Annotated in this window: 18 protein-coding genes and 3 pseudogenes; 11 read left to right on the top strand and 10 right to left on the bottom strand. The window is 64.2% G+C overall.

All coding sequences use genetic code 11. The features are described from left to right. Positions 1-45: 45 nt before the first annotated feature. The 6 genes and pseudogenes from ntrB (at position 46) to HB777_04720 (ending at position 8,012) form a co-directional block, all read left to right on the top strand. Entirely contained in the window at positions 46-936 is an 891-nt protein-coding gene (gene ntrB, locus HB777_04695; GenBank protein ID QND63280.1) for a nitrate ABC transporter permease, read from the top strand. Positions 937-946: 10 nt separating this feature from the next. After that, the gene (locus tag HB777_04700; protein QND63281.1) at positions 947-1,744 is read left to right on the top strand and encodes an ABC transporter ATP-binding protein; all 798 of its coding nucleotides are present in this window, start codon (positions 947-949) and stop codon (positions 1,742-1,744) included. 4 nt (positions 1,745-1,748) lie between these two features. Continuing rightward, positions 1,749-4,198 (top strand): annotated as a pseudogene (locus HB777_04705) (NAD(P)/FAD-dependent oxidoreductase). A gap of 5 nt (positions 4,199-4,203) precedes the next feature. After that, on the top strand, positions 4,204-4,533 hold the full coding sequence (gene nirD, locus HB777_04710) for a nitrite reductase small subunit NirD (GenBank protein QND63282.1): 330 nt from the start codon (positions 4,204-4,206) through the stop codon (positions 4,531-4,533). Between the two features lie 3 nt (positions 4,534-4,536). Then, positions 4,537-7,385 (top strand): annotated as a pseudogene (locus HB777_04715) (molybdopterin-dependent oxidoreductase). Between the two features lie 369 nt (positions 7,386-7,754). Further along, positions 7,755-8,012, top strand: a complete 258-nt coding sequence (locus HB777_04720) for a BrnA antitoxin family protein (GenBank protein QND63283.1) — start codon at positions 7,755-7,757, stop codon at positions 8,010-8,012. Positions 8,013-8,262: 250 nt separating this feature from the next. Here the strand turns inward: HB777_04720 and HB777_04725 are convergent, their stop codons facing one another. The 9 genes from HB777_04725 to HB777_04765 form a co-directional block, all read right to left on the bottom strand. Then, positions 8,263-8,619: a DUF861 domain-containing protein gene (locus tag HB777_04725; GenBank protein QND63284.1), complete on the bottom strand. Its 357-nt coding sequence runs from the start codon at positions 8,617-8,619 to the stop codon at positions 8,263-8,265. Positions 8,620-8,628: 9 nt separating this feature from the next. Further along, entirely contained in the window at positions 8,629-10,011 is a 1,383-nt protein-coding gene (locus HB777_04730) for an FAD-dependent oxidoreductase (GenBank protein QND63285.1), read from the bottom strand. Between the two features lie 29 nt (positions 10,012-10,040). Then, entirely contained in the window at positions 10,041-11,147 is a 1,107-nt protein-coding gene (locus tag HB777_04735) for an ABC transporter ATP-binding protein (protein ID QND63286.1), read from the bottom strand. Position 11,148: 1 nt separating this feature from the next. Continuing rightward, on the bottom strand, positions 11,149-11,937 hold the full coding sequence (locus HB777_04740; GenBank protein QND63287.1) for an ABC transporter permease: 789 nt from the start codon (positions 11,935-11,937) through the stop codon (positions 11,149-11,151). An 11-nt stretch (positions 11,938-11,948) separates the two neighbouring features. Next, positions 11,949-12,857 carry an ABC transporter permease gene (locus tag HB777_04745; GenBank protein ID QND63288.1) on the bottom strand — a complete coding sequence of 303 codons (909 nt, stop codon included), beginning with the start codon at positions 12,855-12,857 and terminating at the stop codon, positions 11,949-11,951. 24 nt (positions 12,858-12,881) lie between these two features. After that, a complete protein-coding gene (locus HB777_04750) occupies positions 12,882-13,961 on the bottom strand; it encodes an extracellular solute-binding protein (protein ID QND63289.1) in 1,080 nt (359 codons plus the stop codon). Between the two features lie 3 nt (positions 13,962-13,964). Beyond that, on the bottom strand, positions 13,965-14,657 hold the full coding sequence (locus HB777_04755; protein QND63290.1) for a helix-turn-helix domain-containing protein: 693 nt from the start codon (positions 14,655-14,657) through the stop codon (positions 13,965-13,967). Between the two features lie 143 nt (positions 14,658-14,800). Next, a complete protein-coding gene (locus HB777_04760) occupies positions 14,801-15,895 on the bottom strand; it encodes an ROK family protein (protein QND68653.1) in 1,095 nt (364 codons plus the stop codon). Between the two features lie 57 nt (positions 15,896-15,952). After that, positions 15,953-16,603, bottom strand: coding sequence for an SGNH/GDSL hydrolase family protein (locus tag HB777_04765; protein QND63291.1), 651 nt, complete (start codon positions 16,601-16,603; stop codon positions 15,953-15,955). A gap of 344 nt (positions 16,604-16,947) precedes the next feature. Between HB777_04765 and HB777_04770 the strand changes: the two genes are divergently transcribed. The 5 genes and pseudogenes from HB777_04770 (at position 16,948) to HB777_04790 (ending at position 22,324) form a co-directional block, all read left to right on the top strand. Next, positions 16,948-18,027 carry an ABC transporter substrate-binding protein gene (locus HB777_04770; GenBank protein ID QND63292.1) on the top strand — a complete coding sequence of 360 codons (1,080 nt, stop codon included), beginning with the start codon at positions 16,948-16,950 and terminating at the stop codon, positions 18,025-18,027. A gap of 81 nt (positions 18,028-18,108) precedes the next feature. After that, positions 18,109-19,621 (top strand): annotated as a pseudogene (locus HB777_04775) (sugar ABC transporter ATP-binding protein). A gap of 8 nt (positions 19,622-19,629) precedes the next feature. Further along, positions 19,630-20,592, top strand: a complete 963-nt coding sequence (locus HB777_04780) for an ABC transporter permease (GenBank protein QND63293.1) — start codon at positions 19,630-19,632, stop codon at positions 20,590-20,592. 3 nt (positions 20,593-20,595) lie between these two features. Continuing rightward, the gene (locus HB777_04785; protein ID QND63294.1) at positions 20,596-21,549 is read left to right on the top strand and encodes an ABC transporter permease; all 954 of its coding nucleotides are present in this window, start codon (positions 20,596-20,598) and stop codon (positions 21,547-21,549) included. A gap of 91 nt (positions 21,550-21,640) precedes the next feature. Beyond that, positions 21,641-22,324 (top strand): SGNH/GDSL hydrolase family protein, encoded by a 684-nt coding sequence (locus HB777_04790; protein ID QND63295.1) that lies wholly within the window; start codon positions 21,641-21,643, stop codon positions 22,322-22,324. Positions 22,325-22,467: 143 nt separating this feature from the next. Here the strand turns inward: HB777_04790 and HB777_04795 are convergent, their stop codons facing one another. Then, positions 22,468-23,553: a histidinol-phosphate transaminase gene (locus HB777_04795; protein ID QND68654.1), complete on the bottom strand. Its 1,086-nt coding sequence runs from the start codon at positions 23,551-23,553 to the stop codon at positions 22,468-22,470. Positions 23,554-23,604: the final 51 nt, after the last annotated feature.

Genomic DNA, 23,604 nt, shown 5'->3' on the forward strand with positions numbered 1-23,604 from the left:
CCGTTTGTCGCTCGAATTATCTGCCCTACGGAGTTTTTCCCAGACATGTCGATCCAGACTATCGAGGACACAAAAGTGAAGGCGTTCCCCGCGAAGCCGGCGGCGGTCATCGCCTTCACCGCCAGGGCGCGGCGCCGCTTCGATCCGCTCGCCGTCGCCGGCAAACTGGCGAGCGCGCTGGTGCCGCCCATCATCGTCATCGCGCTGATGCTGGTCGTCTGGCAGATCGCCTGTTCGTCGCCGACATCGAGCCTGCCGCCGCCGACCCAGGTGTGGAACGAGGCCTATGATCTGATCGCGCATCCGTTCTTCGACAATGGCCCGCAGGATATCGGGCTCGCCTGGCGGGTGCTGATCTCGCTGCAGCGCGTTGCCATCGGTTTCGGCCTGGCGGCGATCATCGGCGTCGCGCTCGGCGCGCTGGTCGGCCAGTCGATCTGGGCGATGCGTGGCCTCGACCCGGTGTTCCAGATCCTGCGCACGGTGCCGCCGCTGGCCTGGTTGCCGCTGTCGCTGGCTGCGTTCCGCGATTCCAGCCCGTCGGCGATCTTCGTCATCTTCATCACCTCGATCTGGCCAATCATCATCAACACGGCCGTCGGCGTGCGCAACATCCCAGAGGATTACCGCAACGTCTCGCGCATTCTGCGGCTCAACCAGTTCGAGTTCTTCGTCAAGATCATGGTGCCGGCCGCCGCGCCCTACATCTTCACCGGCCTGAGGATCGGCATCGGCCTGTCCTGGCTCGCCATCGTCGCCGCCGAAATGCTGACCGGCGGCGTCGGCATCGGCTTCTTCATCTGGGACGCGTGGAACTCGTCGCGGCTGCCCGACATCATCGTCGCGCTGGCCTATATCGGTGTCACCGGCTTCTGCCTCGACCGGCTGGTCGCGGCGGTCGGCGCCTTCGTCACCCGCGGCACAACGGCAAAGTGAGGAGAGGGCGATGACGGCCTATCTGAAGCTCGACCATATCGACAAATCCTTCACCCGTGGTGCCCAGGTCAGCGAGGTGTTGAAGGACATCCGACTGACCATCGACAAGGGCGAATTCGTCTCCATCATCGGCCATTCCGGCTGCGGCAAGTCGACCTTGCTCAACCTGATCGCCGGGCTGACCAAAGTGTCCGCCGGCGCCGTGCTGCTCGAGGACAAGGAGGTCGACAGTCCCGGACCCGAACGCGCGGTTGTGTTCCAGAACCACTCGCTGCTGCCGTGGCTGACCGTCTATGAAAACATCAACTTGGCCGTGGCAAAGGTCTTCGGTCGTTCGAAGAGCAAGGCCGAGCGGCATGACTGGATCATGCGCAATCTCGACCTCGTGCAGATGGCCCATGCCAAGGACAAGCGCCCGGCCGAGATATCGGGCGGCATGAAGCAGCGCGTCGGCATTGCCCGGGCGCTGGCCATGGAGCCGAAGATCCTGCTGCTCGACGAGCCGTTCGGCGCGCTCGATGCGCTGACGCGCGCGCATCTTCAGGACGCGGTGATGGACATCCATTCCAGGCTCGGCTCGACGACGATCATGATCACCCATGATGTCGACGAGGCGGTGCTGCTCTCCGACCGCATCGTCATGATGACCAACGGCCCGGCGGCGACCATCGGCGAGGTGCTTGCCGTGCCGCTGGCGCGGCCGCGCCGGCGCGTCGAACTCTCTTCCGACCGGACCTTCCTGCGCTGCCGCGAGGCAGTGCTGAAGTTCCTCTACGAACGCCACCGCTTCGTCGAAGCCGCGGAGTAGCACCATGAGCGAAAGACTGGTCATCATCGGCAACGGCATGGCCCCCGGGCGCATGCTCGAGCACCTTTTGGAACAGGCGCCGGGCCGCTACACCGTCACCATCTTCAACGCCGAGCCGCGCGTCAACTACGACCGCATCATGCTGTCGCCGGTGCTGTCGGGCGAGAAGGCCTATGAGGAGATCATCATCCATGGCGACGGCTGGTACATCGCCAACAACATCACCCTCTACAAGGGCCACAAGATAGTCGCCATCGACCGGGCGGCGAAGACCGTCACCTCCGATCACGGCGTCACGGAGCCCTATGACAAGCTCGTCATCGCCACCGGCTCGGTGCCGTTCATCATTCCGGTGCCTGGCCACGATCTGCCGGGCGTGCTGACCTATCGCGATCTCGACGATGTGCAGGCGATGATGCTCGCCGCCCAGTCACGGTCCAAGGCGGTGGTCATCGGCGGCGGCCTGCTCGGACTGGAGGCGGCGGCGGGCCTCAACGCGCAAGGCATGGACGTCACCGTGCTGCATGTCATGCCGACATTGATGGAGCGCCAGCTCGATCCGGCCGCCGGCTATCTGCTGCAGCGTGCGGTGGAACAGCGCGGCATCAAGGTCATCACCAAGGCCAACACACAGGCTATCACAGGCAACGGCAAGGTCGGGCAGGTGGAACTGGCCGACGGCACCGTCATTCCGGCGACGCTGGTGGTGATGGCCGTCGGCATCAGGCCGAATTCGGCGCTGGCGAAACAGGCCGGCATCGCCGTTAACAGGGGCATCGTCGTCGACGCCGGCATGCGCAGCAACGATCCCGACATCTACGCGCTCGGCGAATGTGCGGAAGTCAACGGCCAGGTCTACGGTCTGGTGGCACCGCTCTACGAGATGGCGCGCGTTGCCGCCAGCCAGCTTGCCGGCAACGAGGCGGCGGCCTTCGTCCATATGGACACGCCGACCAAGCTCAAGGTCACCGGCATCGACCTGTTCTCGCTCGGCGACTTCGCCGAGGGCGAAGACCGCCAGGAGATCGTGCTGCGCGACGCGGCCGCCGGTGTCTACAAGCGCCTTGTGCTGAAGGACGACCGTATCATCGGCACCGTGCTCTATGGCGAGACGGCGGACGGCGCCTGGTTCAACGATCTCAAGAAGAAGCAGACCGACATATCCGAAATGCGCGACACGCTCATCTTCGGCCAATCCTACCAGGGGGTGCCCCGCTGGACCCTATGGCGGCCGTTGCAGCCTTGCCGGATGATGCGGAAATCTGCGGCTGCAACGGCGTTTGCAAGGGAAAGATCACCGGCGCGATTTCGGGCAAAGGCCTGACCTCGCTTGACGACGTGCGCGCCCACACCAAGGCCTCGGCCTCGTGCGGCTCCTGCACCGGGCTGGTCGAGAAGCTGATGGTGCTGACCATCGGCGACAAGTACAATCCGGCGGCGGTGCAGCCGATGTGCGGCTGCACGACGCTCGGCCATGACGAGGTGCGCCGGCTGATCATCGCCAAGCGCCTGAAGACCATTCCCGCCGTCATGCAGGAACTGGAGTGGACGACCTCCTGCGGCTGCGCCAAATGCCGGCCGGCGCTCAACTACTATCTCGTCTGCGACTGGCCGGACGACTACGCCGACGACTACCAGTCGCGCTTCATCAACGAGCGCGTCCACGCCAACATCCAGAAGGACGGCACCTATTCGGTGGTGCCGCGCATGTGGGGCGGGGTGACGAACGCCGCCGAACTGCGCGCCATCGCCGACGTCGTCGACAAGTTCGAAATCCCGATGGTCAAGGTCACCGGCGGCCAGCGCATCGACATGCTCGGCATCCGCAAGGAGGACCTGCCGGCGGTGTGGGCCGATCTCGGCCAGGCCGGCTTCGTCTCCGGCCATGCCTATGCCAAGGGTTTGCGTACGGTGAAGACCTGCGTCGGCTCGGACTGGTGCCGCTTTGGCACGCAGGATTCGACGGGCCTCGGCATCCGCATCGAGAAATTCATGTGGGGCTCGTGGACGCCGGCCAAGGTGAAGATGGCGGTGTCGGGCTGTCCGAGGAACTGCGCAGAGGCGACCTGCAAGGATGTCGGCGTCATCTGCGTCGACTCCGGCTACGAGATCCATTTTGCTGGGGCCGCCGGCCTCGACATCAAGGGTACCGAGGTGCTCGGCATGGTCAAGACCGAGGACGAGGCGCTGGAGCACATCGTGGCGCTGACGCAGATGTACCGCGAGCAGGGTCGCTATCTCGAGCGCATCTACAAATGGGCCAAGCGCATCGGCATCCCCGAGATCAAGCGCCAGATCATGGACGATGGGGAGAAGCGCAAGGCCTATTACGAGCGCTTCGTCTTCAGCCAGAAATTTGCCCAGGTCGATCCGTGGTCGGAACGCGTTTCCGGCAAGGACAAGCATGAATTCCGGCCGATGGCCTCGGTCGGCTTTGCGCAGGCGGCGGAGTGACCATGATGAACTGGATCCCCATCGGCTCCCTCTCCGACATCCCGCGCCGCGGCGCGCGCTGCGTCGCCACCCCGGAAGGCAAGGTCGCCGTCTTCCGTACCCAGGACGATCAGGTCTACGCCATCGATGACCATTGTCCGCATAAGGGCGGACCGCTCAGCCAGGGCATCGTGCACGGCACGGCGGTGACCTGTCCCTTGCACAATTGGGTGATTTCGCTGGAGACGGGCAAGGCGCTCGGCGCCGACGAGGGCGCGGTGCGCACCATTCCGGTGCGGGTCGAGGGCGAGCGTCTGTTCATTGCGCTGGAAGCGCTGGCCAGCCGCGCGGCCTGAACCATGGAGATCGACGCAGCGCGCGAGGTGAGGACCACCTGCCCCTATTGCGGGGTGGGCTGCGGCGTGCTGGCGAAGGTCGCCGCGGACGGGCAAGTGTCCGTCCGCGGCGACCCCGACCATCCGGCGAATCTCGGCCGGCTCTGCTCCAAGGGCTCGGCACTGGTCGAGACCATCGACCTCGACGGCAGGCTGCTGCATCCCGAGATTCATGGTCGGCGCGCCGGCTGGGACGAGGCACTCGACCTCGTCGCCTCGACCTTCTCGCAGACCATCGCCGAACACGGCCCCGATGCGGTCGCCTTCTATGTCTCCGGCCAGTTGCTGACCGAGGATTACTACGTCGCCAACAAGCTGATGAAAGGCTTTGTCGGCTCGGCCAACATCGACACCAATTCGCGGCTGTGCATGGCTTCCTCGGTCGCCGGCCACCGCCGCGCCTTTGGCTCGGATACCGTGCCGGGAAATTACGAAGACCTGGAGCTTGCCGACCTGATCGTGCTCGTCGGCTCCAATCTCGCCTGGTGCCATCCCGTGCTATACCAGCGCATCGCCGCCGCCAGGGAAAAGCGGCCGGAGATGAAGATCGTGCTGGTCGACCCGCGCCGCACCATGACCGCTGACATAGCCGACATGCACCTGGCGATCGCGCCGGATGGCGATGTCGCCCTGTTCACTGGGCTGCTCGCCTGGCTCGGCCAGCACAACGCGCTCGACCGCGCCTACATCACGACGCACACGACCGGCTTCGGGCAGGCGCTGTTCGCGGCATCGGCGCTCGACCTTGCCGGCGTCGCCGCCGCGACGGGCCTGAGCGAGGACGAGCTTGGCCGTTTCTACAGCCTGTTCGCGGCGACGCCGAAAACAGTGACCGTCTACAGCCAGGGGGTGAACCAGTCGTCGTCCGGCACCGACAAGGTCAACGCCATCATCAACTGCCATCTCGCCACCGGCCGCATCGGCAAGCCTGGGGCCGGGCCGTTCTCTGTGACCGGCCAGCCCAACGCCATGGGCGGGCGCGAAGTCGGCGGCATGGCCAACATGCTGGCCGCCCATATGGAGATCGAAAACCCAGACCATCGCGAGCGCGTGCAGCGCTTCTGGAACGCGCCCACCATCGCCCAAAAGCCCGGCCTGAAGGCGGTCGAGATGTTCCAGGCGCTGGCCGACGGGCGCATCAAGGCGCTGTGGATCATGGCCACCAACCCGGTCGATTCGATGCCGGATGCCGGCGCCGTCGAAGCGGCGATCAAGGCGTGCCCGTTCGTCGTGGTGTCGGACGTCTTGGCCCAAACCGACACCGTCCGCCACGCCCATGTCCGGCTGCCCGCCGCCGCCTGGGGCGAGAAGGATGGCACGGTCACCAATTCGGAGCGCCGGGTGTCGCGCCAGCGCGCTTTTTTGCCCGTGCCCGGCGAGGTGTTGCCCGATTGGCGGATCATTGCCGAGGTGGGCAAGCGGATGGGGTTTGGCGAGGCGTTTTCCTATGCGTCGCCGGCGGAGGTGTTTTCCGAGCACGCCGCGCTATCGGGGTTCGAGAATGATGGTTCGCGGGATTTCAATATTGGGGCTTATGCCGGGGTTGATGCGAAGGGGTATGAGGAATTAGCCCCGTTCCAATGGCCAGCGCCGAGCCCAGCCACCCCCTCTGGCCTGCCGGCCATCTCCCCCGCAAGGGGGGGAGATCGGCTGCCACCACGGCCTTCGCAAGCTACCAACAACGATGCAGGAGACATACGGCCATCAAAGCTGCCAATCTCCCCCTTGCGGGGGAGATGGCCGGCAGGCCAGAGGGGGGTGTTCAAGCTGGACTTAAACCAGAAGGCGAAAACACCCGCTTCTTCGCCAACGGCGATTTCTACACACCCGACCGCAAGGCGCGCTTCATCGCTATCCGTCCCACCACGGAAATCCGCACCAGCCCCGACTATCCGCTGATCCTCAACACCGGCCGTATCCGCGACCATTGGCACACCATGACGCGGACGGGAAAAAGCCCGCGGCTTTCGCAGCACATCGCCGAGCCCTTCGTCGAAATCCACCCGGCGGATGCGCAGCACTTCGGCATCGGCGACGCCGACATCGCGCGGGTTTCCAGCCCGCGCGGCGACGTGCTGGTGCGCGCGCTGGTGACGGCGCGGCAGCGCCAGGGCAGCCTGTTCGCACCGATGCACTGGACCGATCAGTTTTCGGCAAGGGGCCGGCTCGACACGCTGACCGCGCCACTGACCGATCCCATTTCCGGCCAGCCGGCGCTGAAACATGTCGCCGCCCGCATCGAGAAATTCACTGCTAAAGCCTTCGGCTTTGCGGTGACGCGGCAGAGGCCGGCGCCTGATACAGCGGCCTACTGGGCCGTGGCCAAATGCAAGGGCGGTTGGCGGGTGGAACTGGCCTTTGCCGATGACGACATCGATTGGGCCGGTTTCGCCGGGTCACTGTTCGGAGCGTCCCCGGGCGCCGAAATGTCAGCCTATCATGACCGCGACGCCGGCCAGCATCGCATCGCCGCCTTCGACGGCGATCACCTGTCAGGCGCCTTGTTCGTCGCGCCCGGCCCGGTCGCAGTGTCGCGCGGCTGGGCGGCGGAACAGTTGAGTGCAGATCATGTCGACCGGCGCGGCAGGCTGGCGATCGTGGCCGGGCGGCCGGGCGGAATCGATGTCGACCGCGGCGCCATCGTCTGCTCCTGCTTCGGCGTCGGCGCCAACCAGATCGCGGAAGCGGTGCGCCGCGGCTGCGACAGCGTCGCGGCAATCGGCGCGGCCCTGCATGCCGGCACGAATTGCGGCTCCTGCCGCGCTGAAATCAGGGTGATCATCGACGCACAGAGTCTCCAAGCAGCCGAGTGAGAATTTCACGTTCGTTACTCTTCCGAGCGCCGGCGCCGCCCCTCACCTGCCTGCCGGCATCCTCTCCCCGTATAGTGACGGGGAGAGGGGCGCTGTCATCGACGGTTTCGCCAATCTCCAGCGTTGCAAGGAAGGCGCTGAGGGTGCGGCTGGCCCCCTTCTCCCCGTCACTATACGGGGAGAAGTGCCCGGCAGGGCGATGAGGGGCGGCGCCGACTTCGACAATGGTGGTCTCCAACACAAGTCGGAAATTGTCATTTGTCCGAAGCGATTGCCCCAACCAAATGGGCCTGCGCTGTGGCTCGGCTTGGGCTATGGTGGCGCAAGCGTGCCGCGTCGCGCACGAATCGTCTTAGTCAGGGTCATCCAATGGCAAATCCCCCGCGCCGACCGACAAATCCGATGACGGCCGCCGAAGCAGCTTTCAAGCCGGTGAAGAAGCCGGTCGCCCCGGTCCGCGAGCCTACGGCCGCTCCAGGCGTCAGGGAGCTCGTTTCGATCCGCATCGACCGCGCCGTGCTGGACCATTTCCAGGAGGATGGGCCCGGCTGGCAAGACCGCATCAACGACGCCTTGCGCCAGGCGATAGAAGGCAAGCCGACGGCCAGCGGTTCGGACGACGAGTAGAGCCCATTGCTTCGTCATCCACGGGCGGAGCAAGGAGCGTAGCGACGCGGCGCAGACCCCTGGAGCTGCTCCGCAGCCCAAGGGATCCATGCCGCGACTTCAGAGCGCTGCTACGGTGCAGAATTCTGCTCCGCTGCACTCTATGGTCAAGGTCACGGAATGGATCCCAGGGTCTCCGCGACGGAGCTTCGCTCCTGCTTCGCCCAGGGATGACGACGTTGGGGAGGCTTCGGCTGAAGCGGACGTCAGCTCACGCCTCGAAGTGCAGGATATAGAGCTTGCGCGTCTTCTCGTGGATCGTCCATTCGCCGTTCCAACCCTTCGGCAGCACCAGCATTTCGCCAGGACCGACGTCCTCGCTGCGGCCATCGGGACCATGCAGCGAGACCCGGCCCGAGACGATATGGCAGGTTTCGGAATTGATCTCGCGTGATGCGGTGAAGCGGCCCGGCGTGCACTCCCAGACACCGACTTCCAGCGTGCCGTCCGGCGAGGTCCACAGCGTCTTCGACGCTTCGCGCTGATCGCCGCTGATCGAGGTCGGCTTGGGCTCGGGCTCGCCGAGATCGATGGAAGCGAGATGGGCGAAGGTCTGGAAGTCGGTCATGGCAGTCTCTCAATGTCCTGTGATGCGGTCGGCGATCGCGGCCAGCTTCGACGTGTGCTGGAGGCCGGCTTCCTCGCGCTCGTCGGCGACGCGATAGAGCTGATACATCGAATGGACACCGAGCCAGCGCATCGGCTCGGGCTCCCATTTGCTGACCTGACGGTTGACCCAAGGCAGGCGGGTCAGTTCTGTGTCGCGGCGCAGGATGAGGTCGCGCAGCGTGCGGCCCGAGAGGTTGGAACTCGACACGCCGAGCCCGACATAGCCGCCGGCCCAGCCGATGCCGGTTTGCGGATCGAGCCCTGCCGTCGTGCACCAGTCGCGCGGCACGCCGAGCACACCGCACCAGGCGTGGTCGATGCGAAGCTTGGCTGTCTGCGGCAGAAGCCGGGTGAGGATGGCGTGCAGGCTCTCGATCGTCGCCTGCTGCGTCTGGCCACGCACGTCCGTTTGCGAGCCGTAGCGATAGGGCACGCCGCGTCCGCCCATGGTGATGCGGCCTTCCCTTGTGCGTTGCGCATAGCAATAGGCGTGCGCGGCGTCGCCCAGAAGCTCGTGGTCTTGCCAGCCGATCTCGTCCCACAGCGACTGCGGCAACGGCTCGGTGATGATCTGCGCGCTGTTGAGTGGCAGCCAGAGCCGTTCATTGCCTGGTATGCCGGCCGTGAACCCTTCCGTGGCGCGGATGATGATCGGTGCGCGCACGGTGCCGCGATTCGTCGTGACCTTGCCCTTCTCGATGCCGGTCACGGTGGTCTGCTCGTAGATCGGCACGCCGAGCCGCTCGACGGCTTCGGACAGGCCGCGCACCAGCTTGGCCGGCTGCACGCGCGCGGTGCCGTGGTGGACATAGCCGCCAAGCACATTTTTGATGTTGATGCGGGCCTTGGCCTCTGCCTGGCCGATCAGGCTGACACGTTCGCTCGGCACGCTCCAGCCGATCGCATCGGCATAGGCAGCGTTGATCCGTTCGAGCTGCGGCGGGTTGGTGGCGACCGTCAGATTGTCGACGCGGCGGATGTCGGCATCGATGCCTTCGGCCTCGGTCACCTTGATTACTTCGTCGACCGTGCCGTGCATGGCGGTTTCCATGTCGATGACGGCGCCGCGCGTCGAGGTCTGCAGATATTTCTCGCGTGACCAGCTGAAGCCGCCGGACAGCCAGCCGCCATTGCGGCCCGACGCGCCGAAGCCGGCGAACTCCCGCTCGACGATGGCGATGCGGATCGCTGGATCGGCCTTCTTCAGATAATAAGCCGTCCACAGGCCGGTGTAGCCGGCGCCGACGATGCAGACATCGGCTTCGAGGTCGCCAGGGAGCGGCGCGCGATAAGCCGGCAGGCCGATGTCGGCATACCAGAACGAGACGTTGCCGTTGACTTTGGCGTCCATGTCTAAAATTCCTGCGGGGAAAAGAGCGGTCAGGTCATCGTCATGTCGGCGCGGTCGTCGTCGGCAAGAAGTTTTGCATCGACGACCGACCAGCGCAGATCGACCGTGTCACCAATCGAGAACGGTGTGGCTTCCAGAGACGAGCGCACGATGGCCACCGAGCCGTCGCGAAGCGTCACCTGGTATTTCGAACCCGACCCCAGATAGATCGCCTCGCTGACCTCACCGGTGAGGCTGTTCTGCCCGGCGGCGGGAGGCGTGTTGGTGCCGGCAAGCGAGAGCTTTTCCGGCCGCAGCAGGACCACCGGTTTCCGGCCGGCAAGCTTGCCGTTGGCCACGATCTTCTGGCCGGCGATGGTCAGGCTGGTCTCGTTTCCGGACGTCTGGGCCTCGCCGCGCAAACTGGTCGATTCGCCGATGAACTTCGCCACGAATAGGGTCGTCGGCTCGTCATAGAGCTGGCGGCCGGTTCCCACCTGTTCGATACGTCCCTGGTTGAACACGGCGATGCGGTCGGACAGAACCAGTGCCTCTTCCTGATCATGCGTCACATAGACGAAGGTGGTGCCGAGTTCGCGGTGGATGCGCTTGATTTCCAGCTGCAGCCATTCGCGCAGTTTCTTGTCGAGCGCGCCAAGCGGCTCGTCCATCAAAAGCAGCGGCGGATCGAAGACGATGGCGCGCGCTAGCGCCACGCGCTGCTGCTGGCCGCCGGAAAGCTCCGAGGGATAGCGATGCGCGAAATCGGCCATCTTGACCATGTCCAGCGCCCGCGCGACCTGGCGGTCGCGCGCCTGCTTGTCCATGCCGCGCAAGGTGAGGGGATAGGCGACGTTCTTGCCGACCGTCATGTGCGGAAACAGCGCGTAATGCTGGAAGACGACGCCGATGTTGCGCTTGTGCGCCGGCAGCGCGACGATGCTTTTGCCGCCGACGGCGAGGTCGCCGGAGGTGAGGTCGGTGAAGCCCGCGACGACGTTGAGCGTGGTGGTCTTGCCCGAGCCGCTGGGGCCGAGCAGCGTCATGAACTCGCCCGGCTCGATATGCAGGCTGACATCGTCGAGCGCGGTGAAATTGCCGTAGCGCTTGGTTGCGCCCTTGATGTCGATGGCCGCGCCACGTTCCCTCGCAGTCATCTCAACTCCTCGTCGATTTCGAGCTGATGATCAGCCCGGCGCTGATGATCAGCGTCGTGGCAATGAAGATGATGGTTCCGACCGCCGTCACTGTCGGATCGGCGTCACGGGTGATGCTGGTGAAGATCTGCACCGGCAAGGTCTTCAGGTAGGGGCTGGTGATGAACAGCGCGACGATGATTTCATCGAAGGAGGTGACGAAGGCAAACAACAGCCCCGACAGGATGCCGGGCGCGATCAACGGCAAGGTCACCGTGCGGAAGACAGTGAAGCGGTCGGCGCCGAGGCTTGCCGCCGCCGTCTCCAGCCGCACATCGAAGACTTCGAGGCTCGCCGACACGGCGATGATGACGAAGGGGATTGCCAGCATCGTGTGCGCGATGACGAAGCCGGTGGTGGTGCCAACGAGCTGGTAGTCGAGGTAGACGGCATAGATGCCGATCGCCAGCACCACGCCGGGCACGATCATCGGCGTGATCAGGATGGCGCGCAGCAGGCCGGCGCCGGCATGTTTCATGCGGCTGAGGCCAAGCGCCGCCAGCGTGCCGATCAGGGTGGCGGCGACGGCGACGAGGCCCGCGACCCTGAGCGAATTGAAGAAGCTCGACAGCCAATCGGGGTTGGTGAAGAAATTCGCGTACCATTGCCAGGAGAAGCCGGAGGGCGGGAAGGCAAGCGACTTCTTCTCGTTGAACGACATCGGGATGATGACCAGCGTCGGCATCACCAGCCACACGGCGACCAGCAGGCAGAACAGGCCAAGCAGAATGCGGAACGGTGCCAGTCTCATGATCGCCAGCCTCATGATCTGGACGCCTGCTTGTGGCGCTGGCGCATCAGCGGGGCGGCGAGCGCCAGCAGCACGAAGGTCGCGACCAGCAGCACGACGCCCATGGCGCCGCCGCGGCCCCAGTTGAGCAGGCTGAGCACCTGGCTCTGAACCAGCGTCGACAGCATGGTGCTGCGCGGGCCGCCGAGCAGGGCAGGGGTGATGTAGAAGCCGAGCGACAGGATGAATACGATGATGGCGCCGGCGAAAACACCAGGCAGCGACAGCGGCAGATAGATCTGCATGAAGGCGCGCGCCGGCCGCGCGCCGAGGCTGCGCGCCGCCTGGACGAGGCGCAAATCGATGCCGCGCATGACCGAATAGAGCGGCAGGATCATGAACGGCAGCAGCACTTGCGCCATGCCGATCACCACGCCGGTCTGCGTTCGGATCAGCTTCACGCCGTCGAAGCCGAGCAGCCTGATCACCGAATTGATGATGCCGGAATCCTGCAAAAGGATGACCCAGGCCAAGGTACGTACCACGCCGCTGACCCAGAACGGCACCAGCACGCACAGGATGAGGACCAGCCGCAGGCGCGGCCCAACGGCCGTCATGAGATAGGCGTAGGGGTAGGCGGCGATGACGCAGACAATGGTCACCCAGGCGGCGATGGAAAAGGTGCGCCACAGGACGGTGACGTTCACCGGCGTGGAAAAGAACCAGACATAGTTCTGCAGGCCCCAGGCCGGGTCCGAGAAACTGCGCAGCGTGACGGTCAGCAAGGGATAGCCCATCGCCGCGATGAGCAGAGCCAAGGCCGGCATCGCCAGCAGCGAAGGATAGGCGGCAAGGCGCGGGCGCCGTTGCGGCCCCTGCACGGCACCTGACGGCCGGGGATGATCACCCCCGGCCGTCGGCATATGCGATGTCTGGCTCACGCCGTCACCTCAGCGGCAGCCGGCTCAGTTGCCGGCCATCAGCGCCGTCCACTTGTCGGACGCGGTGGCGAAGTTGGCGACCCAGAACTTGATGTTCTGCTGGTAACCGAGCTTGGCGTGGTCCGGCGTGTTGGTCAGGAAGGCGCCGACGGACGCGTCCACCTTCGGCTGTGCCTCGTTGTTGATCGGCGAGTAGGATGTCTGCTCGGTCAGGATTTCCTGCGACTTCTTGCCGAGATAGGCATTGATCAACGCATAGGAGGCGTCGGTGTCCTTGGCGCCGACCGGGATGGTCAGCTGATCCATGACGACCAGCCAGTCCTTCCACACCGGCGTGTAGGCAGCACCGTTCTTGACCGCCGTCATGGCGCGGCCGGTCCACATGATGATCATGTCGGCCTCGCCGGATTCGGCGAGCTGCTGGGATTCGGCGCCGGTCTTCCAGAAGATGGTGTCCGGACCGATTGCCTTGATCTTGGCGATGCCCTTGTCGATGTCGGCCGGCGTCATGGCGTCGACCTTGCCGCCGTCGGCCAGGATGGCCTGTTCGATCAGGCCACCGATCGGGCTGCCGCTGCCATCGATGGCGCGGGTGCCGGGGAATTTCACGGTGTCGAAGAAATCCTTCCAGTCCTTCGGCGGATTGTCCTTGTACTTGTCATTCTTGTACATCAGGACCATGCCGTAGTTCATCGCCGGCACGCTGCATTCGCCGACCTGTCCGGCCGGGATGTGCGAGATGTCGAGCTTGGTCAGGTCGAGTTTCTGGAACAGTTTTCCGCAATGCACGAAGGGCGGAAAATCGTCTGTATCGACGACATCCCAGGTCACATTGCCGGATTCCACCTGCGCCTGAAGCTTGGCGATTTCGGTCGGTCCGTCGTTCAAAAGTTTGACGCCGCTCTTGTCGACGAACTCCTTGAGCGCGGCGACCTGGCCGTCCTGGTAGATGCCGCCATAGGAGACGAAGGTCAGCGTCTTGCCCTTCAGCGATCCGTCGACGACGGTCCCGGCCGGCGGTGCGTTCTGTGCGTGAGCGGCGGCTGCGAGCAAGGCCAGTGCGGCGGCGCCGACAAACCCGGCCCATCTTGATCTGCTTCCCATTTTCTAACCCTCCGATGGCTCGCTGTTTGATTTTGGCAGACCGGGCGCGAGCGTTTTCCGGGCTACATATTGGTCGAGGTCGACGGCGCCGCTGGTCGGCGGCGCGATGATCCAGAGCACTTCGGCCACCGTGTCGCCGACATTGATGGTTCGGTGCGGCGTCGAGGTCGAGTATTCGATGCTGTCGCCCTCTTCGAGGATGAAGCTCTCGTCTCCGAGCGTCAGTTGCACGCGCCCGCGCAGCACGAGGAACATCTCGTGCGCGTTGCCATGCGTGTAAGGCACGTCGCCGGTCGAGCCACCGACGGCGAATTCGCCGCAATAGACTTCCATCTCATGGATTGGCCGGCGCGACAGCAGCGTCTTGCGGTAGCCTTCGCTGGTCGGCAGCGCCGGCCGCTCGGCGCGTGTCAGCACCGTGTGCGGCGACACTTCGCAGTCGTCGAAAAGGTCGGCCAAGCTGATGCCGAGCGCATTGGCGATCAGCATCAGCGTGCTGGTGTTGGCGCCCGAAAGGCCGCGCTCGAGCTGGCTCAGGAAACTGGCGGTGGTGCCGATCATGTCGCCGAGCTGGCGCAGCGTCAGGCGTCGCGTGGTGCGATAGGCCTTGATGCGATCGCCGAGCACCGTCGAGCGGCGCGCTTCCGCGCTGGACGCGGCGCTGTCGTCTGGGATGTGATCCTCGGCAATCTTCATGGCGATCTCAGGGTTCACTTAACATGCTATTAAGTGATGCCTCCTGGCAAGCGGATTCGCCTGCTCATCTGAAAATCGCTGATGGACCTGCAGAGGGTGCATGATCGGCCGACCGGCAGGAGCAGCGTGCCGGTTCGGCCCGATCACTGGATCATGAAGCGCGAACTGAACGGCAGGCTTGCCGCGCCGACGGCCTTCGGGCTGATGGTAACGCGCGCCGGCAACGCTTCGATGGTGGCGAATTCCTGGCTGATGTCGGCGCACAGTGCCTTGGCGATTTTCTGCGGCGCGTAGCTGGACAGGACGACCGTCCTGAATTCGACAAACTGGGTCAGCGCGGAGATCGACGCTTTCAGGCGGTTGGAGCATTCCCCCAGCCATGCGCCGTAGGCCTCGCCAAGGTCGGGCCACTCAGGGCTGCTGCTCCAGATGATTTCGGACGGGCGACCGCGCCTGGTCAGTTCGCTCTCCAGGCGCACAAGGCCATGATCGAAGCTGGCGCTGGAGTTTCCCTTGTAGATCTGGTGGTTGAGGATGAGCCTGCTCTGCAGCCTTGCTCCGAGATAGAAGAACAAATAGTCGTTCAGCGGCTTGGCGACGCCGAACATGCTTTCGCCGCCGGCCGCCGCGGTGATGTCGTTCTGCACGAAAACCGGCAGCTTGATTTGTTCCTCGATCTCACCCTGCAAGGCCTTGAGCGACGTGCTCGATCCGTTGCGGGTTGCAGCCATCGCGTCGACTTCGTCGGGAACAGCCAGTCCGATGCCGGCGACGCGGCCGCGCGCCTCGACCGGCAGGCTCGTCATGGCTTGCCTGATCGCCTCCAGCAGTTCGCTGCTTTGCGGAAAGGGATTGGCTTCATCCGCCGGCAACTGCGTGTGGAAGCGCACGGTGCCGATGAAGTCGATGAGCGCGATGTCGATCCTGCGCCGGCTGAAGCCGACGCCAACCGCATAGGCGCCCTCCGGGTTGAGCGAAAGCGGGATGGTGGGCGGCCCGACGCGACCGCGCTGCGCCTCGCCCTGGGAGACCAGGCCCTCCTGCTCCAGTGAACGGACGATGACCGAGGCCGTCTGCGCCGACAGGCCGGTCTTCTCGCCGATTTCCATCCGCGAAATGCCTTCGTTCTGAAGCAGCAGCGACAGCACCAGCCGCTCATTGTAGCTGCGCACGCTCAATGCATTCAGCCCGCTCGCACGATCGGCGATGCGCAACGGATTGGGTGGTGCGAATCTCATATCAGGCAAGGGTCGCCCCGTCGGTAAGCGCGCGTTGCCTCGCGGCGGTATGGTTGCTCATGTCGAGCGGCTCCAGCCGATGGCATCGACCGCGCGGGCGAGTGCGGTGCCGAGCAATCTGTGCGCCTCGGCATCGATGTGAAATCCGTCCGCTTCGCTGCACGACACCACCGAGCCGGCATCGAAAAAATGCAGTTCGAGCGAGTCCGCCAGAACCTCGAACTCAAGCGCGAGCAGGCGCGATTTCTCCGGCGCGCCGGCAAAGATCGACTTCCATTCCTTGACGTCGTCCTGCATCGGCGGCGGCGCCACGATCATGATCTCGGGCGTCGAGCCGCCCGGGCCGGGCGCCAGCTCCTTGATGTCGTAGACGAGGCAGCCGATGCCCATGGCCACTTCCGACGGCGGCTTGTTGAAGCGGATTTTCAGGTCGTTGGTGCCGAGCATGATGATGACGAGGTCGAGCGTCGCATGGCTCTGCAGGCAAGGGCGAAGATAGGTTCGGCCGTTCTTGTGGGCGCCCTCGATAGGATCGTCGTGGACGGTGGTCCGGCCGCTCAATCCCTCCTCGATCACATACCAGTCAGGCCCTAGCTGAGATCGCAGTATTCCCGGCCACCGCTCTTCAGGACCGTAGCGCTCGAGCGGCCCCCTGCCGGGGATCTGGCCGTGCGTGTTGGAGTCGCCGTAGCACAAGACTGATCGCATGTTTTTCCCGCCGGAACTGACAGCGCGCCGAAGCCGGCGAGCGTCATTCATGATGGATAGAGGAGCGGTGAAAGGCAAGCAAGAGAATAGTCATTCAACATGACTAACTATTGACAGGCCGAATCCGCTGTGCTTCTAAAGTGCCCGGAGGAGTTCTCGACCGTCATCATCGTCCAGCCCAAATTGGACCTCGACACGTCTGTGTTCGGGGGCGGGAGAATTGCGTGCATCGGTCGGTTTGTGACGACGAGCATGCATTGGGAGAGCGTCTCGCGGCCCGTGCGCATTCGCACGGCCGGCCATACGAATTCGTAGGCCGGGGCAACCATAAGGAGGAGAGTTCAATGTTAGGATTGCTGAAAACCGTCGGCCTGGGAGTGCTCGTCGCATCAGCGTTTGCCGTGACGTCGCTGGCGCATGCGGAAGACGTCAAGCTGATGGACGGCGTAGCACCGCGCCCCGACGACACGCGCATGACCGCGGCCGGTGCGTTCAAGAAGGACCCGCCCTGGGTCATCGGCATGAGCGACTTCGGCGTCAACGCAAACACCTGGACGGTGCAGGTGGCGCATGAGGCAGAGAATGCCGCGGCCAAGGACAAGCGCATCTCGAAGTTCATCCTGCTCGATGCCGGCTTCGACCAGAAGAAACAGGTCGCCGATATCGAGGACCTGATCGCGCAGCATGTCGACGCGATCATCGTTCAGCCGGTGACCAGCACATCGGCCAACGCCAGCATCGCCAAGGCGGTCGCCGCCGGCATCCCCGTCATCCTTCACACCGGCCGCATCGATTCCGACGCCTACACCACAGAGATCCAGGGCGGCGCCGAACACTTCGGCAAGGTGATGGGCGACTGGCTGGTGAAGACTGTCGGCGACAATGGCAAGATCTGGGTCCTGCGTGGCCTGGCCGGCCATCCGGAAGACACCAACCGCTACAACGGCCTGCTGGAATCGCTCAAGGGCACGCATGTGCAGATCATCGCCGAGGAGCATGGCGACTGGCAGTACGACAAGGCCAAGAAGCTGTGCGAAACGCTCTATCTGAACAATCCGCAGGTCGACGGCATCTGGTCGTCGGGCGCCGACATGACGCGCGCCTGCGTCGATGTCTTCAAGCAGTTCGGCACGCCCATTCCGCCGATCTCGGGCGAGGGCAACAATGGCTATTTCGGCCAGTGGATCACCGATGGTTTCAAGTCGATCTCTCCGGAATACAGCCCCGCCCAGGGCGCTGCCGGCGTGCGCGCCGCCGTCGCGCTGCTCGAGGGTCAACAGCTCTACAAGCGCTATGTCTACAACCCCGACGGATGGGACCAGGACAAGGCCAAAAAATACTATCGCGACGACCTGACCGCCAACGTCTGGTGGCCAAGCGAACTGCCCGAGGACAAGCTCAAGGAATATTACGGCAAGAAGTAACGGCGCCGTGGCTGGCGGGGAGTGGACAAGCATTCCCCGCGGGCCGTTCCATCCGTTGAATCCGGTTCGTTCGAGGGTTTCGTGACCAATCTTATCGAGATGTCCCACATTTCGAAGGCGTTCGGAGAGGAGCAAGGCGCTCCACTCCGTTTCCCTCGATCTCCAGGCGGGCAGCGTTCACGCCCTGATGGGCGAGAACGGCGCCGGCAAATCGACGTTGATGAAGATACTGGCGGGCGTGCATCAGCCTGATTCCGGGGAAATCTTCATGAACGGGGAAAAGCTCGATCTGAAGTCGCCACGCGCCGCGCTGGACGCCGGCATTTCGACCGTTTTCCAGGAGCATTCGCTGCTGCCCAATCTGTCGATCGCGGAGAACATGTTTCTCGGCCGCGAGCCGACGACCCGGTTCGGTTCGATCGACTATCGCGCGATGAGCAGCCAGACCGCCAGGGCGCTCGGCGAACTCGGCCTCACGCTCGACCCGTCGCAACTCGTTTCCAACCTGACGATCGCCGAGCGGCAATTCGTCGAGATCGCGCATTGCATCCAGGCGGACGCCAGCGTGCTCATCCTTGATGAACCGACGGCGGCGCTCAATGCGGCCGATGTCGACGTGCTCAACCGCAACATCCGCCGGCTGCGCGATAAGGGAAAGGCCATTGTCTACATCTCGCATCGCATGGAGGAGATCTTCGAGCTCTGCGACACGGTGACGGTGCTGAAGGACGGCGCGCTGGTCGGCACCAGGATGGTGTCCGAAATCACCACCGACGAACTCATCGCCATGATGGTCGGGCGCGAACTCCAGGACCTTTTTCCCGATCGCACTGATGACAGAGGCGACGAGATCCTGCGCGTCGAGAACCTCAGGATTACCGAGGCATCGCGGCCGCTGTCGCTGACGCTGCACAAGGGCGAGATCGTCGCCCTGGCCGGGCTGGAAGGGCAGGGCCAGCAGCGCTTCCTGCGATCGCTGATCGGTCGCTACCACCCCTTTGCCGGGACGATCTCCATCAACGGCAAAGTGCTGAAGTTGCCACTCTCTACATCATCGGGCGTTCGCCATTTGCAGCAGCTGAAGGTGGGCTTCGTTCCCGAGGACCGCAAGGAAGAGGGGCTCTTCCTCGCTTTGCCGATCGCCCACAACATCGCCATCGGATTGCATTCGAGGCGACCCGAACTTGCGCCGGCGCGACCTTATCGAAACGTCATCGCCCGCATGATGGAGGTCATGAACATAAAGGCGTCGGGTCCATCGGCTCCCGCCGGCTCCCTGTCGGGCGGCAATCAGCAAAAGGTGCTGCTCGGCCGGTATCTGGCCGCCGATCTCGATCTTCTGCTAGTCGAGGAGCCGACCCGCGGCGTCGACATCGGCGCCAAATCCGAGATCTACCATCTGCTGCGCGATTTCACCCGCAAGGGTGGCGCCGTGCTGGTGCTGTCGCGCGAGACGATCGAATTGATCGGGCTCTGCGACCGCATCTATGTCGTCCATCACGACACCATCGTTGCCGAAATGCCGGCAGCGCAGGCGACCGAGCACAAAATCCTCGACGCGGCCCTGACGGGCGGCTCCACGCGCCAGCATTAGGGGCCTCCATGGTTCGTTCGCTTTTCAACATCCTGAGTGGCCGGAACACACGGCAAGGCCTGTGGGGCCTGCCGCTGCTGGTCGCCTTGCTCATCTCGCTGTGGCTGACCGTCGAGACGACGCAGTTCGCCACGGCCGAAAACCTCTTCAACCTGGTTGCCCAGGCGATGCCGCTGATCATCGCGGCGATCGGACAACTCGTCGTCGTGCTCATCGGCGGGCTCGATCTATCCGTCGGCTCTGTCATCAGTTTTACGACGGCGGTGCTGGCGCTCGATCAGCCGGCGATCGTGCTGATCCCGGCGGTCTTTCTGCTGGCCGCATTCATCGGGCTGATCAACGGCCTGGCGATCACCCGCTTCAACGTCCATCCGATCATCGCGACGCTGTCGACGCAGTACATCGTGCTTGGCATCACGCGCATCTTGCGGCCGGTCTCCGGCGGCACGGTGCCGGAGATCGTCATCGATGCCGTCTCGGGCAGTTTCCTCGGCATCCCCTATCCGGTTTTCTGGGGCATCGTCGTGATCCTGGCAGCGTGGAAGCTGCTCTACGGATCGCGATACGGGCTGCATCTGTTTGCGATCGGCGGCGGCATCGCTTCGGGCGCCGAAAGTGCTGCCCGCAATTTCGGCGTCTCCGACCGTCGCAACATCATCCTCGCCTATGTGGTCTGTTCCTGTTTCGCGGCCGTTGCCGGTGTCTTCCTGGCCGGGCGCATCGTGTCGGGCGATCCGAATGTCGGGCTGCTTTTCGAACTCGACACCGTCACCGCCGTAGCCCTTGGAGGCACCCAGCTCTCCGGCGGCATAGGCGGCCTGCACGGCACGGTGATCGGCGCGCTGGTCATGGCGCTGCTGGCCAATGGCATGAACCTCGCCAACGTCTCGCCCTTTGTCCAGACCGCGATCAAGGGCGGCATCCTGTTGGCGGTGGTCGGGCTGCAATCGCGCAAGAAGATGGGGCTCTGAAAGATGGCTGCCGTTCTCGCAAATCCGATTACCCGGCGTCTGCTTCGCATCCCGCCGTCCTATTTTGTCTTCCTCGTGCTGCTGGCGACGCTGTGGATCGCGCGGCCGAACATGCTCAACCTCAACATCATGGGCATCTTCATCAGGCAGATCGTTCCGCTCGGTATCCTGGTGCTGGGACAGCTCGTCGTCATGCGGGTGAAGTCGATCGACCTTTCCGGCGGCGGCATCATCCTGCTCATCAACTATTTCATCTCGTCAGGCAGTTTCCCCGGCGCGTCGCTGCCATTCTTCGTTATGCTGGCGCTCGCCACCGGGCTGGTCATAGGCCTGTTCAACGGCTTCATGATCGGTGTCCGTCGGGTGTCGGCCGTCATCGTCACGCTGGCGGTCAGCATCATCCTGGTCGGGCTGGTGCAGTTCCTGTCGAGCGGCAATCCGCCCGGCGACGTGCCGAAGCTGTTCAACGACCTCTACAACACGAAGTTCCTGTCGGTTCCGACGCCGGTGCTGTTCTGGGTCCTGCTGACCGCCTTGGTGTGGCTGCTTCTGTCGCGGACCGTGTTTGGCCGCTACGTCGCCTCAGTCGGGGAGAATGCCGAAGCCGCGCATTTCTCCGGCGTGCCGGTTCAGCGCACGGTCATCCTGGCGCATACGCTGGCCGGCCTGATCGCGGCCATCGCCGCCCTGGTGCAGACCGGTTCGATCGCCGTCGGCAGCGTCCGTGTCGGTCTCGACCTGCCGATCCTGGCGGTCGCCGCAACCATCCTTGGCGGCGTCGTCTTCGGTCGTGGCGACGGCGGCGTCTGGGGGCCTTTCTTCGGGGCACTGTGCTTTGCGCTGCTGTTCGTGGTGATGACGGTGCTGGGCATCGACGAGCCCGGCAAGCTCATCGCCCAGGGCGTCATCATCCTCGGCGCGGCGATCTTCTACGGAGTGCGCGTGCGAACCCCTTGACGTGAGACAGCGAAAGGCAAGCCGGCCCCGCGTTCGCCGGGACCGATAGATCCGCGCGTTCAGACAATTGCAAACAGATGGAGAAACATGGATGTCACCGCCAAAAAACATCATGTGCTACGGCGACTCGCTGACCTGGGGCTGGGTTCCGGTCAAGGAAGGGTCGCCGACCTACCGCTATCCCTATGATCAGCGCTGGACGGGCGTGATGGCGGCAGCACTCGGAGCCGGCTATCACATCGTCGAAGAAGGCTTGAGCGCGCGCACGACCTGTCTCGACGACCCCAACGATCCGCGCCTGAACGGCGCCAACTATCTGCCTTCGGCCATTGCCAGCCACCTGCCGCTGGACCTGGTCATCGTGATGCTCGGCACCAACGACACGAAATCCTATTTCCGCCGGACGCCTTACGAGATCGCCAATGGAATGGCGAAACTGGTCGGGCAGATCCTGACCAGCGCCGGCGGCATCGGCACCCCTTATCCGGCCCCGAAGGCGCTGGTCATCGCGCCGCCGCCGCTGACGCCGATGCCCGATCCGTGGTTCGAGGGCATGTTCGGCGGCGGTCATGAAAAGTCCAGGGATCTGGCCAGGCAGTACAAGGCGATGGCGGATTTCATGAAGATCGACTTCCTGAATGCCGGCGATTTCGTCACCACGGACGGTGTCGACGGCATCCATTTCACTGCCGCAAACAACGTCGATCTGGGGCGCGCCGTCGCTGACAAGGTCAAGTCGATCCTCGAGCCGGGCAAGGTCAGCACCGCCGCCTGAAGCCGCTACGCCCGTCGGCCTGCGGCACACAGGCCGACGGCGCGGGTGTATCGCAGGTTCCTCCGGCGATACACATCGATGCGGGGCCGAACGATGCGTTTGGCCCCGTATTGATGTGGCGCCCGGCGCCGGCTGGAATGCATTCACAACAACTCCGACAGAACGGCCATGAAGTGGTCGTTCTCCGATGCCGAGCCGATGCTGACGCGCACATAGGTGTCGAAGCCCTGCTGCTTCCACGGTTTGACGATGACGCCTTGGCGCAGCAGGCCCTCGACGAAGACGGAGGCATCTTGCCGGCAGTTGAAGAACAGGAAATTGCCCCTGGAGGGGGCGACGCCGAGCCCCTTGCTCTTGAGGAAAGTCTCGACGCGTGCTCGTTCCGCCATGGCCAGCGCGACGACCCTGGCGAGGTGTTCATCATCGGCGAGCGCCGCCAGTGCGGCGGCCTGGGCCATGGCGTTGGCGTTGAAGGGTGTGCGGACACGGTCGAGCAGCGCGCGCAGTTCCGGGTCGCCGACGATGCCGAAGCCGATCCGCAGTCCGGCCAGGCCGAACGCCTTGGAAAAGGTCCGCAGCACGATCCATGGCCGGTCGAGCTTGCTCAGGTGGGGCAGGGATGACGTATAGTCGTCGCCCTCGGCATATTCGGCATAGGCCTCATCGATGACGATCAGCGTCTCGTCGCCTGCCGCATCCAGAACCCTTGACAGGTCGCCGCCGGGGAGCCAGCTGCCGACCGGGTTCATCGGGTTCGAGAACAGCAGCATGCGGGGCCGTTCGCGCACCCCGTCGATCAGCGCGTCGACATTGATGGTGAGATCGTCGTTGACGGCAACGCGTTTGACGGTCGCGCCCATAAGCGTCGCATAGTCCTCATGCAGCGGAAACGACGGATAGAGCGTGACGACGGCGTCGCCTGGCCGCAACACGGCCCGGCTGATCACGGAGAGAAGGTCTTCGGAACCGTTGCCCAGGATAATCTGGTCCTCGGTGACGGCATATTTGTCGGCGATCGCCTGGCGCAGCTTGCGTCCGGCAGGGTCCGGATAGAGGCGGAACATCTCGGACCCGGCATGCATCGTCGTGGCCAGCGACGGGCTTGGCCCGAGCGGGTTTTCGTTCGAACCCAGTTTGGCGATCCTGGCCGGCGCGTATCGTTGTTGCACCTCGTCAATGGTCAGCCCGGAATTGTAGGGCGAAAGGCGGTTGACTTCGGTGCGAACCATATCCGAGGCTTTCGACACGGGCGGGCTCCTCTGCGGTGGATTTCGTCATCC

This window comes from Mesorhizobium loti (assembly GCA_014189435.1).
Lineage (GTDB): Bacteria > Pseudomonadota > Alphaproteobacteria > Rhizobiales > Rhizobiaceae > Mesorhizobium > Mesorhizobium loti_G.